The sequence below is a fragment of the Bacillus sp. 22446 genome (assembly GCF_052044955.1).
GTDB lineage: Bacteria > Bacillota > Bacilli > Bacillales > Bacillaceae > Bacillus > Bacillus altitudinis.
The window spans coordinates 1-12,925 of record NZ_JBQEOD010000006.1 but is presented as its reverse complement, the minus strand read 5'-3'; the positions used below and the strand labels follow the sequence as shown (position 1 = coordinate 12,925).

10 protein-coding genes and 3 tRNA genes are annotated in these 12,925 nt (G+C 42.1%); 6 read left to right on the top strand and 7 right to left on the bottom strand.

The window, feature by feature from the left end; translation table 11 throughout:
- Position 1: 1 nt before the first annotated feature.
- Positions 2-76, bottom strand: a tRNA-Glu gene (locus ACTJJD_RS12870).
- Positions 77-296: 220 nt separating this feature from the next.
- Between ACTJJD_RS12870 and murQ the strand changes: the two genes are divergently transcribed.
- Genes murQ through ACTJJD_RS12840 form a run of 6 tightly spaced genes read left to right on the top strand, consistent with a single transcriptional unit; the run spans position 297 to position 8,026 of the window.
- Complete coding sequence (gene murQ, locus ACTJJD_RS12865) at positions 297-1,208, top strand: N-acetylmuramic acid 6-phosphate etherase (RefSeq protein ID WP_047946090.1); 912 nt, start codon at positions 297-299, stop codon at positions 1,206-1,208.
- A 12-nt stretch (positions 1,209-1,220) separates the two neighbouring features.
- Positions 1,221-2,090, top strand: coding sequence for a MurR/RpiR family transcriptional regulator (locus ACTJJD_RS12860; RefSeq protein WP_007498558.1), 870 nt, complete (start codon positions 1,221-1,223; stop codon positions 2,088-2,090).
- Positions 2,087-3,466 carry a PTS transporter subunit EIIC gene (locus tag ACTJJD_RS12855; protein ID WP_024719114.1) on the top strand — a complete coding sequence of 460 codons (1,380 nt, stop codon included), beginning with the start codon at positions 2,087-2,089 and terminating at the stop codon, positions 3,464-3,466. Before ACTJJD_RS12860 ends, ACTJJD_RS12855 begins: the two co-directional genes overlap by 4 nt.
- Before the next feature lie 12 nt (positions 3,467-3,478).
- On the top strand, positions 3,479-4,834 hold the full coding sequence (gene pbp4b / locus ACTJJD_RS12850) for a penicillin binding protein PBP4B (protein WP_440608501.1): 1,356 nt from the start codon (positions 3,479-3,481) through the stop codon (positions 4,832-4,834).
- 13 nt (positions 4,835-4,847) lie between these two features.
- Positions 4,848-6,767, top strand: a complete 1,920-nt coding sequence (locus ACTJJD_RS12845; RefSeq protein ID WP_243824787.1) for a glycoside hydrolase family 3 protein — start codon at positions 4,848-4,850, stop codon at positions 6,765-6,767.
- Positions 6,768-6,817: 50 nt separating this feature from the next.
- Entirely contained in the window at positions 6,818-8,026 is a 1,209-nt protein-coding gene (locus ACTJJD_RS12840; RefSeq protein ID WP_373368009.1) for an exo-beta-N-acetylmuramidase NamZ family protein, read from the top strand.
- A gap of 38 nt (positions 8,027-8,064) precedes the next feature.
- On the opposite strand, the gene ACTJJD_RS12835 is transcribed toward ACTJJD_RS12840, so the two are convergent.
- The 6 genes from ACTJJD_RS12835 to ACTJJD_RS12810 all read right to left on the bottom strand — a co-directional run bounded on the left by ACTJJD_RS12835 (position 8,065) and on the right by ACTJJD_RS12810 (position 12,925).
- Positions 8,065-9,030, bottom strand: coding sequence for a bile acid:sodium symporter family protein (locus tag ACTJJD_RS12835; RefSeq protein WP_440608500.1), 966 nt, complete (start codon positions 9,028-9,030; stop codon positions 8,065-8,067).
- Positions 9,031-9,091: 61 nt separating this feature from the next.
- The gene (locus ACTJJD_RS12830) at positions 9,092-10,531 is read right to left on the bottom strand and encodes a SulP family inorganic anion transporter (RefSeq protein WP_440608499.1); all 1,440 of its coding nucleotides are present in this window, start codon (positions 10,529-10,531) and stop codon (positions 9,092-9,094) included.
- Between the two features lie 330 nt (positions 10,532-10,861).
- Complete coding sequence (gene hag, locus ACTJJD_RS12825) at positions 10,862-11,827, bottom strand: flagellin Hag (protein WP_440608498.1); 966 nt, start codon at positions 11,825-11,827, stop codon at positions 10,862-10,864.
- Positions 11,828-11,876: 49 nt separating this feature from the next.
- Complete coding sequence (locus ACTJJD_RS12820) at positions 11,877-11,999, bottom strand: hypothetical protein (protein ID WP_440608497.1); 123 nt, start codon at positions 11,997-11,999, stop codon at positions 11,877-11,879.
- Positions 12,000-12,776: 777 nt separating this feature from the next.
- A tRNA-Thr gene (locus ACTJJD_RS12815) sits at positions 12,777-12,849 on the bottom strand.
- Position 12,850: 1 nt separating this feature from the next.
- Positions 12,851-12,925 (bottom strand) — tRNA-Asn (locus ACTJJD_RS12810).

The window sequence follows — 12,925 nt, the reverse complement described above, 5'->3', positions numbered from 1 at the left end:
ATGGTGACCCGTACGGGATTCGAACCCGTGTTACCGCCGTGAAAGGGCGGTGTCTTAACCGCTTGACCAACGGGCCAGTTTGTCAAGTTTACTGTTTCCGTGAAGCTGACAAAAGTTATTATATACAGGTTGTCCCCCTTTTGTAAAGGGGATTTTTATTTTTTTTATTTTCTAACTATTCAACCCTCATCAGCATAACATTTCGACTGAAATATAATTTCAGTATTTAAATATAATATTGAAATTTCATGTCATACTCAATATACTGAAAATGAAGAAATAAGGAGGTATGTCACATGCAGCCATCTCAACTGCGTTCTTTGACAACAGAATCAAGAAACCCTAACACCATGAGAATTTCACAAGCAAGCCCGCTAGAAATACTCCAAATGATCAATGCGGAAGATATGAAGGTCGCTGAAGCCGTCAACCGTGTCCTTCCAGACGTAAAGACAGCAAGTGACTTTGCCTTTGAATCCATCTCGAATGGGGGCAGACTCATTTATCTAGGCGCTGGAACAAGCGGCAGAATTGGGGTAATGGATGCGGTCGAATGTCCACCTACCTATAGCATTTCACCTGATGTCATCGTAGGCATCATGGCCGGTGGCGACTCTGCCTTTTCACATGCAGCAGAAGATGTGGAAGACAGTGAAGAAGCTGGTCAAAAAGATTTAGAACACATCCACCTGACATCAAAAGATACGGTTGTGGGTATCGCGGCGAGCGGTAGAACACCCTATATCATTGGCGCTTTAAACTATGCTAGAACCATTGGAGCAAAAACAGTAGCCCTCAGCTGCAATGAACAAGCAGAGATTAGCGAACTAGCAGACTGCGCCATTGAAGTCGTCGTAGGAGCAGAAGCCATCACTGGGTCAACACGAATGAAAGCCGCATCCGCTCATAAAATGATTTTAAATATGCTTTCCACCTCTGTCATGATCAGACAAGGCAAAGTATATGAAAACCTGATGGTAGATGTAAAAGTAAGCAATCATAAACTGAAAGAACGCGCCATCACCATCATTCAGCATGTGACCAATGCTTCCTACGAACAAGCCGTAAAAGCCCTTGAAGCAGCCGATTTAGAAGTTAAAACAGCCATCGTCATGCTCCAAACCAAAACAGATAAAAAGACAGCCAAAGACCTGCTCAACAAAGCAGATGGTCACATCGACAAAGCCATCTTACGTCATCAATCTTAAAGGAGGAAACTCATGTCAGCAGGCGGACTCACCCTACTACACACAATGAAATCAAAGCTTCCCCAATCTGAAAAAATCATTGCAGACTATATCCTTGCCCATCCTGACAAAGTCATTAAAAGCACAGTGCATGAAATCAGTCAGGCTGCCGGTGCAAGCAGCTCTGCCGTCATCCGCCTCTGTAAGTCTCTCGGGCTGGATGGCTATCACGATTTGAAAATGCGGATCGCTGGAGATTTAATGCACACTGATAAACAAGGCTACCGGGATATCGAACAAGATGAACCACTTCAATCCATTATTCAAAAGACAGCAGGAAACACCATTCAATCGATCAAAGATACAGCCTCTATTTTAAATGTAGAAGCTTTAGAAAAAGCTGTTCAACTGCTGCTGAATGCAAACCAAATCCATTTTATCGGTGTGGGTGCATCTGGCATCGTCGCAGCTGATGCCCAGCAGAAATTTCTCAGAATCAATTATGCAGCCACCGCCTTCACTGACATGCACATCGCATCTACGGTCATCGCAAATGCTGGAAAGAATGACATTGTGTTCGGTATATCCTTTTCTGGAGAAACGTTAGACATCATCCAAGCCCTTCAGCTCGCCAAAGAAAATGAAGTAAAAACCATTGCTTTAACGCATCCAGGGCATACAAGCGTTTCTGCATTGTGTGATGTTCATCTATCGACGTCTGGTTCCAATGAAGCACCTTTTCGCAGTGCTGCCACTTCCTCTAGAATGGCACAGCTCTATTTAATCGATGTCTTGTTCCTCAGTTTAGCCTCCCGTCAATATGAACAGACAGCACAATATATTGACAAAACAAGGCATGCCATCCGCTCCATGAAACGAAAAACAAAGGGGGATTCAACATGAGTCATCAAAAAAAATATCAGCAGTTGGCGAAAGAAATCCTTTCACTCTGTGGTGGTTCTGAAAACATCTCTTCCCACACACATTGTATGACACGTCTCCGAATTACACCCATTGATCGTGAAAAAGTGGAAACCACCGCGATCAAAGAACTCGATGGCGTCATTGGCGTCGTCGAAGCGGAAACACTGCAAATCATTTTAGGCACAGGTGTTGTCAACCAAGTATCAAGTGCGTTTGAACAGCTGCTCAATGCCTCAGGTTCATATGACTTAAACAACGAAGCACAGAAAAACAAACAAGCCATTTCACAAAAGAACCGCACACCATTCAAGCTGTTCTTACGGCGGATCGCCAGCATTTTCATTCCCATTATTCCAGCACTCGTTGCATCGGGTCTTATAACGGGTATTACAAAAGCGGTCGTGCAAGCAGGCTGGCTCGATGAAAAATCTCAAGCTGCGATTATCCTAACCGTTATAGGCTCAGGCTTGTTTGCTTATCTCGGTATATTAGTAGGAACAAACGCCGCAAAAGAATTTGGTGGCTCTCCTGCATTAGGCGCATTAGCAGGTATTCTCATCATTAACCCAGCTGCCGCTGATATTATGTTATTTGGCACTAATATTCTACCAGGTAGAGGCGGACTTATCGGTGTTCTTCTTGCAGCTATTTTTATGGCACTTGTTGAGACCCGGATCAGACGCTTCGTCCCGCAATCACTCGATATCATCGTCACACCAACCATCACACTACTCATTACAGGCATTTTCACGTACGTTATCTTCATGCCAGTCGGCGGATTTATATCTGATGCCATCACCTCTGGACTTACTTATCTATTAAACATTGGCGGTATTTTTGCCGGATTTGTTCTTGGTGCTACCTTCCTTCCTCTTGTTGTCACTGGACTTCACCAAGGCCTAACACCTATTCATATGGAACTGATTAATTCAATTGGAGATGACCCGCTTCTGCCAATCCTCGCTATGGGAGGCGCAGGACAGGTCGGTGCTGCTTTTGCCATTTATATGAAAACAAAAAAGAAAAAGCTGAAAAGAGCCATTGCAGGCGGACTTCCTTCAGGAATGCTTGGAATTGGAGAACCGCTCATTTTCGGTGTCACACTCCCGCTCGGAAGACCCTTCCTCACCGCTTGTCTCGGCGCTGGAATCGGCGGAGCATTTCAAGCCTATTTCCAAATCGCCACTAAAGCAATCGGGGTATCAGGTCTCCCATTAACCTTTATCGTTCACACACATCAAATGCTACTTTACTTAATAGGACTCTTTATTGCATATGTCGCTGGATTTATCTTCACATACTTATTTGGATTTCATGATGATATGGCTGTTGAATTCGAGGAAAATAAGCAATAGGAGGTCTAGCTCTTGAAGAAATATTTTCTCATCATCACAAGTCTGTTCATGCTCCTTGGGTTACCAGTACAAACATTTGCAACTAGCTCCCATCCTGTATCGTCTTTGTCTAAAACAGCACCTGAAGAATATCCCGTCTTAAAAAAAGCAAAACGACCGGAACAAGTAGGTTTTTCTTCTAGGCAGCTTAGGAAGGTTGATCACATGATTCAAAACGATATCAAAGCAGGATTTCCAGGGGCAGCACTCATCATTATCAAGGATGGTCAGATCGTCCATCAAAAAGCTTATGGCTACAGACAAAAATATAAAGGGACAACAGAACTCAAATTCTATAAGAAAATGAAAAAGAACACACTGTTCGATTTGGCATCCAATACAAAAATGTATGCCACCAACTATGCCCTGCAAAAGCTAGTATATGAACAAAAACTAGATGTAAATGAAAAAATACAAACCATCCTGCCCGACTTTCAAGATGAACCAGATGCAAAGGTAACCGGCAAAGATCAGCTTCGAGTCAAGGATCTTCTCACCCATTCTGCCGGACTGCCTTCCAGTGTTTTATTTTATAGCAAAGAGCAAGCGGGCTCTTTTTTCTCTCAAGATAGACAAACAACCATGAAATGGCTGCCAAAGGTGCCTCTGCAATACAAGCCAGGCACTCAGCATATTTATAGTGATATTGATTACATGCTGTTAGGCATGATCATTGAGAAAAAAACCGGTATGCCACTTGATCAATATGTAGAGTCGACGATTTATCGACCGCTTGGTCTAAAACATACCATGTTCAATCCGCTGAAAAAGGGATTCAAGCCAAAGCATTTTGCAGCAACCGAGCGTCTAGGCAATACAAGAGATGGTGTCATTGATTTTGAAAACATTCGCAGGTATACCTTGCTAGGTGAAGTCCACGATGAGAAAGCCTATTACTCAATGGCAGGTGTCTCCGGACATGCTGGACTTTTCTCTAATACATCAGATATGGCCGTACTGCTTCAGCTGATGCTCAATAAAGGAGGCTATGGGAAAACAACCATCTTTGACCAAGCTTCTATCGATCTCTTTACGGAATCATCAGACACGAACCCAACTTACGGGCTAGGCTGGCGGAAAAACGGCAATACTGACATGGAATGGATGTTTGGGAAGTACGCAAGTAAAGAAGCGTATGGACACACAGGCTGGACCGGAACGATGACTTTGATTGATCCAAAACACAATCTAGGCGTCGTCTTGCTGACAAATAAAAAACATTCACCCGTCGTTTCACCTGAAATCAACCCAAATCAATTTGAAGGTGACCTTTTCCCAACTGGTACTTATGGAAGCATCATGACCGCAATCTACGAATCTTTTAAGTAAAAGGAGGAATTCGATGTTAAAAGCTCTGTTCCCCGCTGCACTCGTTTTGGCCCTGCTCACCTCTTCCATTCCAACGGAAAAGGTGAGCTCTGCCCCTCTCCCAACTGCCAAACAAATGGTTCAGGACATGTCCTTGGATGAAAAAATTGGCCAAATGCTCATGCCAGACTTTCGCAATTGGCAAGCAGAAGGTGAATCTGCTCCTACAGGCTTCACAAAAATGAATAAAGAAGTTTCTCACCTTGTAGAGAAATATCATTTAGGCGGTGTCATCTTATTTGCAGAAAATGTCGTTGATACGAAACAAACCGTCAAACTCACACATGAATTTCAACAAGCATCACCCAACATTCCTTTACTCATTTCCATTGATCAAGAAGGCGGAATCGTCACAAGACTACAAAAGGGAACACATTTCCCAGGAAATATGTCGATTGGTGCCTCTCGAAGTAAGAAAAATGCTTATGACACTGGTAAAATCATCGGCAAAGAATTAAACGCTCTAGGTATCAATACAAATTTCTCTCCTGTTCTTGATGTAAATAATAACCCGAATAACCCCGTCATTGGTGTCCGTTCCTTTAGCTCTGACCCCGAACTTGTCACGAGACTTGGTCTGCAAACCATGAAAGGACTTCAAAAGGAAAAGACCATTTCCACATTAAAGCATTTCCCGGGACATGGTGATACAGCTGTTGATAGTCACTACGGACTTCCGCTTGTCGAACATGATCTAGATCGTCTTAAAAAGGTAGAGCTGTATCCGTTTCAACAAGCAATCAACGCAGGGGCAGATATGGTCATGACCGCTCATGTTCAATTCCCAGCCATTGATGACACAACGTATAAAAGCAAAAAAGATGGCGAGGACATTATGGTTCCAGCAACCTTATCAAAAAAAGTCATCACAAACTTATTAAAAGAAGACATGGGCTTTCAAGGAGTGGTTGTAACAGACGCCCTCAATATGAAAGCGATTGCAGATAACTTCGGACAGGAAGAAGCTGTGGTAATGGCTATTAAAGCAGGCGTCGACATTGCCCTCATGCCAGCACCTGTCACGTCCTTAAAGACAGAAAAAAACCTAGAGAATGTGTTCAATGCTTTAAAAAGAGCAGTTCTCACAAAAGAAATCCCGATATCTCAGATCAATCAATCTGTCGAAAAAATCCTTCAATTAAAGATCAAACGCGGCATCATTTCCGCCAATAAATCAGTAAGCCTTGAGAAGAAAATCAAAAAAGCCACACAGCTCGTTGGTCAAAAGTCGCACCGAAAAGCAGAACAAAAAATGGCACGCGAAGGAATCACTCTCCTTAAAAACAACGACAAAACCTTGCCTTTTAAGCCTAAAAAGAATGACAAAATCGTACTCATGGCACCATACGAAGATCAAACAAAAGCAATGTCCGTCACAATTGAATCTCTGATCAAACAAAAAAAGATCAAACCTGTGCGTATCCAATCATACACATTTGCAGATAAGAGCTTCTCCAAAGAAACAGCCAAACTCATTCAAGATGCTGACTATGTCATTACAGGCTCTTACGTTGTCCAAAATGACCCAGCTGTGAATGATGGTGTCATTGATGACGGTGTACAGGATCCGAAAAAATGGGCAACGGCATTCCCTCGTGCTGTCATGAAAGAAGCAGCAGCACAAAACAAAAAATTGGTCATCATGAGTCTTAGAAACCCATATGATGCTGCAAATTTCGAGGAAGCCGACGCCTTACTGGCTGTGTACGGTTTTAAAGGGTACTCAAACGGACAATTCAATCAACCGAATATTCCTGCGGGACTAGAAGTGATTTTTGGAGCTGCCTCACCTAAAGGGAAATTGCCCGTCGCTATCCCATCAGTCACTCATCCTAATCAAACCCTTTACCCATTTGGCTATGGACTCAATTTAAAAGGCAAACAGATCAAATAGGAGGGATTCTCTTGAAAAAGACAGCAAGCTTGATACTCGCTAGCATTCTCATGATCAGCACATTGACCGCCGCCTCCCCCGCAGATTCAGAACGAACAGATACAAAAGGAAAAAAAGCAACAGTCAAAACAGGTATCGAAACATTACTCTCAAGTAACCTCTCTTGGCTTAAAGGGAAAAAAGTAGGGCTTATTACGAATCCTACAGGCATTGATGCAAACATGAAAAGCAGTGTCGATCTGCTATTTGAACACCCCGATATCAAACTGACTGCCTTGTATGGGCCTGAACATGGCGTCCGTGGTGATGCACAAGCAGGAGAAGGCGTCGAATCGTATACTGACGAAAAAACAGGCCTGCCTGTTTACTCTCTTTATGGAAAAACAAGAAAGCCAACTCCTGAAATGCTCAAAAATGTAGATGTCCTGCTATTTGATATTCAAGACGTTGGTACTCGTTATTACACCTATATTTACACGATGGCCTATGCAATGGAAGCAGCTAAGGAAAACAACATTCCATTTGTTGTCTTAGATCGTCCAAACCCAATAGGCGGGCTAAAAGTAGAAGGACCCGTATTAGAACCCGAACACGCCTCATTTGTAGGTCTCTATCCCATCCCATTAAGACATGGGATGACAACTGGAGAACTTGCATACATGTTTAACAAAGAGTTTCATATCAACGCTGATGTAAAAGTGATCAAAATGAAACATTGGAAACGATCCATGACGTTCGATGACACGAAGCTGCCGTTCGTCCTCCCTTCACCTAACATGCCGACCGTTGATAGTACCTTTGTTTACCCAGCAACAGGATTAATCGAAGGCACAAACGTTTCTGAAGGCAGAGGAACAACAAAACCGTTCGAACTCATTGGCGCTCCATATATCAATAGCAATGAGCTAGCAGATCATTTAAATGGGTTAAAACTAAAAGGCGTTCAATTTAGACCTGTCTCATTTACCCCTACCTTTTCAAAACATGCCGGGACTTTGTCTCACGGGGTACAGCTTTATGTCACAGACCGAAAATCATTCGAAGCAGTCAAAACAGGTCTATCTATCATCAAAGCAATACATGACTTGTATCCTAATGACTTTCAATTCCTACAAACAGGTAGCTTTGATAAACTCATCGGGAATAGCTGGATCAAAGAAGAAATCAATAAAGGCACTTCCATCAAACACATCATGAAACAATACCACCATGACCTGAAAACGTTCGAAAAGAAACGAAAAAAATACCTCATCTATTAATCGCAAAAAAGCCTCCACCTTAAAGGTTGGAGGTTTTTTCATGATAAAGACTTAGTCACAGCAGGTACTTTCAGCTCGAAACGATGAAGTAAAAAGCCAAACAAGGCTGCAAGCACTTGCTGAAACAGCATGCCAATCACAACAGGAACAGCAACAGCAGGCGGAAAAAAGCTAATAGCAAGCACAGCCCCAGCACTAATATTTCTCATGCCACCCGTATACACAATGGCCACAATTTCTCCTTGAGTACATTTCATCGCCTTCCCAATGAACCACGCAAAAGCATATCCACTCATTGCAATGAAAAACACAATGGCTGCTTTACTAAAAAACGCAGCATCCAGTTCACGTAAATAGGGAGCAACAACAGAACTATTGATCGAGACCACAACAAACAAGCCTATTTTTGAAAAAGGAGACAAGGTCTGACTGATCTTTTTCGTTACCGCTGGCTTTGCATATTGATGTACGAGCATCCCTAATATAGATGGAAGCACCACCATACCAAACAGCCCCCTCATGATGGCCGCCATGTCCATATGGACCTGTGAACCGACGAGAAGTGACAGACTGGCAGGTACAATAAATGGCGACAGCAGTGTATCAATTAAAATAATGGATAACGTTAATCCCACATTCCCTTTATACATCGCTGCCCATATTAAACTAGAAACGCCTGTTGGAATCACCATGGCAAGTGTCAAACCGGTGATCGTCATGGAGTCACCTGCGAAGATCAAATGCCCCGCTGACCAAGCGTAAAGGGGCATCAACACATGCAAAATCAAAAACGTTAAAATCAAAGGCAATGGATGCATCACCGTATGCTTTAAAGCTGAAAAGGTAGCAGACAGACTTCCTGCAAATGTCATCACAGCAAACACCCATGGCACCAAAAAGGTCAAATCTTTTAAATACGCCGCCAATAATACACCAAGTAGCACGCTGACAGGCGTAATGAGCGGCATCATCCGGCCGAGCACCTGATTCAAACGGACAAGCATGCCGGCCACCTCCATCCTTCACTTTCTTCCTTGTTCTATTGTAACAAACAGAACAGTCTCTTTAAGATCCGATCACTTGTTTCATAAGTTTTTGACTAGACGTATCCATTCCAACTACGTCCACCTCTACACCAGCTGTACGATATTTTTCCTTCACACGTTCAATTGCGGCCACACCTGATTCGTCCCATATACGCGCTTCAGACAAATCAATCACAACCGTGTTCAAGTCGTTTCCATGATGGAAGGCTTGAATCAATTCAGTCACGGAAGCAAAGAAAATTTGACCCTTAATTCGATAAATCCATGTACCAGCTTGGCTTTCTGTAGAGGTAATATGCAGTTTTGATATTTTAGCCACAAAGAATACGGCACTAAGCAGCACCCCTGCAAAAACACCCTTTGATAAATCATGAGTGAACACCACCGTCACGACCGTGACAAGCATCACAAGAGAATCTGTTTTTGGGTTCTTTTTCAGCTGCTGGAATGAACTCCAATCAAAGGTACCAATAGAAACCATGATCATGACAGCCACAAGAGCAGCCATCGGAATTTGAACAACCACATCACCGAGCACAAAAATCAATACCATTAAAAATGCACCAGCCACAAAGGTAGAAAGCCGGCCTCGTCCCCCTGCCTTTGTATTAATCACAGATTGACCAATCATCGCACAGCCAGCCATACCGCCAAAAAATCCTGCCACCACATTGGCAATTCCTTGGCCTCTCGCTTCCTTATTTTTACGACTAGACGTTTCCGTCATATCATCTACAATTTGTGCTGTTAATAAAGATTCAAGTAAACCAACCATCGCAAGTGCTAAGGAATAAGGAAAAATGATAGCAAGTGTTTCCCAGCTAAACGGTACATTGGGAATAAGAAAAGTTGGCAAAGAGCTAGGAAGCTCTCCCATGTCCCCAACCGTTCTGACATCAATATGCCCAAATACAGCGATCATCGTCATCACAATAATTGCAATAAGTGGAGAGGGAACAACTTTGATGACCATCGGTAATACATAAATGATGAACAAAGCGCCACCTGTCATGATATACATAGCCATGGATTCCCCAACGAAATGCGGCAGCTGTGCCATGAAGATCATAATTGCCAACGCATTGACAAAACCAACCATCACAGACCTCGGAATAAATTTCATCAGACGAGAAACACGACACATTCCAAACACAATTTGAATCAGGCCTGTTAAAATCGTAGCCGCAAACAAGTACTGCAATCCATGATCGGCTACCAAATTAACCATAACCAGAGCCATAGCCCCTGTAGCGGCCGAAATCATACCTGGCCGTCCACCAACAAACGAAATGACAATGGCAATACAAAACGAAGCATACAACCCAATCTTTGGATCAACGCCCGCAATAATCGAAAACGCAATCGCCTCAGGAATTAAAGCCAGAGCCACTAAAATACCCGCCAGCACATCCTGACGCACATATCCAAACCATTCTTGCTTTACAAATAAATCTTTCAAACCATCTACTCCTTTTTATATACATACCGTACAAGGAAAAAGAAGGCGAATAAAACCCGGAGATACAGAAAGGAACAAACAATAACCATTCAATTTCGGGGAAAAAGAGGAACGTACAGAGTCTTTTGTTAGAGAGGATTATCTTCACTTTAGTAAGAATATAAGAAAGGAACTAAGGAATCAAGCACAAAAAGAAGGAATGTATAGAAAATTGATACAAGGCTTACTTACCAATCGATTTATTCCATTCATGAGTCTATTTGTCACTGAGCATGTCCAACATTTAAAACAAACAACAAAAGCCCCTATATAAAAGGGGCTTTTGGTTGATTAACGTAATAATTGAAGTACGTTTTGCGGCTGTTGATTCGCTTGTGCAAGCATAGCTTGAGACGCTTGAGAAAGAATGTTGTTCTTTGTGAACTTACTCATTTCTTTCGCCATGTCAACGTCACGAATACGAGACTCAGCAGCAGTTAAGTTTTCAGCAGATGCACCCAAGTTGTTAATCGTGTGCTCTAGACGGTTTTGTACTGCACCAAGTTTTCCACGTTGAGCAGATACTTGGTTAATAGCTGCATCAACAATACTTAGTTGAGTATCAAAACCAACATCAGTAGCATCTGCTGCATTATCAGCAAACTTTCTTACATCGATGTCTTTAATTGCTTGATTCGCTACAATTCCATTAGCACCTTTCACTCCCAATGCATCTGTACTCATTTTATCAATATGAACTGAGATTTGTTGAGTTGCATTAGCACCGATTTGGAACACTAAAGCATTACCACTTGCTGGAACTGCAGGTGTACCTGTATCTGGATCATCTGGATCTGTCGGCGGAATTGCTGGTGTTCCTGGGGTTCCTTTAAACGAACCATCTAATAATTTTTTACCGTTAAACTCTGTACGATTTGAAATTCCATCTACTTCTTCTTGTAAAGCTTTAATTTCATCTTGGATAGATTGAAGGTCAGACTCTTTATCCTGTGTACCAGTATTTCCAGCTTGAACGACTAGTTCACGAACACGTTGAAGGATTGAGTGAGTTTCAGTCAATGCCCCCTCAGCTGTTTGGATAAGAGAGATACCGTCCTGTGCATTTTTAGATGCCATTTCTAATCCGCGAATTTGTCCACGCATTTTTTCAGAGATCGCTAGACCTGCTGCGTCATCTCCTGCACGGTTGATTTTAAGACCAGAAGAAAGCTTCTCCATGTTCTTTTGGCTCGCACTGTTGTTAGCAGATAAACGGTTCAGTGTGTTAAGTGCCGCGATATTGTGGTTAATTCTCATTTCCTATTACCTCCATGTAATTTTTTTCGAGCTTGTCTACAAAGTCCATTTAGATGAGAAGCTCTTCCTTAGAATTTCCGATTTCTAAGGCATGTGTACAGTAATAATGCAGATAACCTTTTGGCTTTCTAACTTTACTACTATCTGCAACACCAGTTATGGCAATAATCATGAAAACTCCTTCTATTAATACTCACCATAACAATGAGTAGCGTGTTACCTACTATAGACAGACCTACCACATATTTTAGTTTGTGGAAATTGTTTATTTCATAAATTCGACACATTTAAAATGCATAAAAGGAAGATGAAATTCTATCAACTACATTTTCAGGAGGAGAAACATAATTAGTGTAAAATTGTGTGGAAACAACACTTTTTCTTATACCCTAGAATCACTCGATAAAGTAACAGAGAAAGAAAAAGGTTTTTGAGAGAAGGATTCACTTCAAAAAAAGAACGATGAAAAATAACATCAAAAAAAGCCCCTGTTCTCTATGATCAGAGGCTTTACCTTTTTCACTTTTTCAATGCTTTTTGAAGAGCTGCTTTTATCTTCGAACCGTTCCATCTTTTATATGGCACAACGTTGACCAATGGAATGCCTTGCTCTGTCATCAACTAGACGAATTAGCATTGTACGTTCTCAACTACCTTTTTATATTTAAATAAATAGTGGGAGCGATTCGCAAAAAAGCACGATATAAGAAAATTCATTTGCATGATATGCGTCACACTCATGCTACTATGCTAATAAATCAAATCGGCAAAATATCTGGGTTTAATATCAAATCTGTCTATCATCGTTTAGGTTATGCAGAAGCTATATCAAACTTATTGCAAATTCGATAATGCGTCCCCATTGCATCCACAAGCAATTAATTAAAAAAGACATAAAAAAAAGCCTTCTCATCATCGAGAAACCTTGTCAGAACAATATTTAGAGGAAAGCTTCCAAGCGGGCTCGAACCGCTGACCTCTTCCTTACCATGGAAGTGCTCTACCTACTGAGCTATGGAAGCATGGCTCCGCAGGTAGGACTCGAACCTACGACCGATCGGTTAACAGCCGATAGCTCTACCACTGAGCTACTGCGGA

What these genes read in the sequence shown, in the direction of transcription:
- murQ (WP_047946090.1), top strand. Translation starts at nt 297, where the DNA reads ATGCAGCCATCTCAACTGCGTTCTTTGACAACAGAATCAAGAAACCCT.
- ACTJJD_RS12860 (WP_007498558.1), top strand. Translation starts at nt 1,221, where the DNA reads ATGTCAGCAGGCGGACTCACCCTACTACACACAATGAAATCAAAGCTT.
- ACTJJD_RS12855 (WP_024719114.1), top strand. Translation starts at nt 2,087, where the DNA reads ATGAGTCATCAAAAAAAATATCAGCAGTTGGCGAAAGAAATCCTTTCA.
- ACTJJD_RS12845 (WP_243824787.1), top strand. Translation starts at nt 4,848, where the DNA reads ATGTTAAAAGCTCTGTTCCCCGCTGCACTCGTTTTGGCCCTGCTCACC.
- ACTJJD_RS12840 (WP_373368009.1), top strand. Translation starts at nt 6,818, where the DNA reads ATGATCAGCACATTGACCGCCGCCTCCCCCGCAGATTCAGAACGAACA.
- ACTJJD_RS12835 (WP_440608500.1), bottom strand. Translation starts at nt 9,030, where the DNA reads ATGCTTGTCCGTTTGAATCAGGTGCTCGGCCGGATGATGCCGCTCATT.
- hag (WP_440608498.1), bottom strand. Translation starts at nt 11,827, where the DNA reads ATGAGAATTAACCACAATATCGCGGCACTTAACACACTGAACCGTTTA.
- ACTJJD_RS12820 (WP_440608497.1), bottom strand. Translation starts at nt 11,999, where the DNA reads ATGATTATTGCCATAACTGGTGTTGCAGATAGTAGTAAAGTTAGAAAG.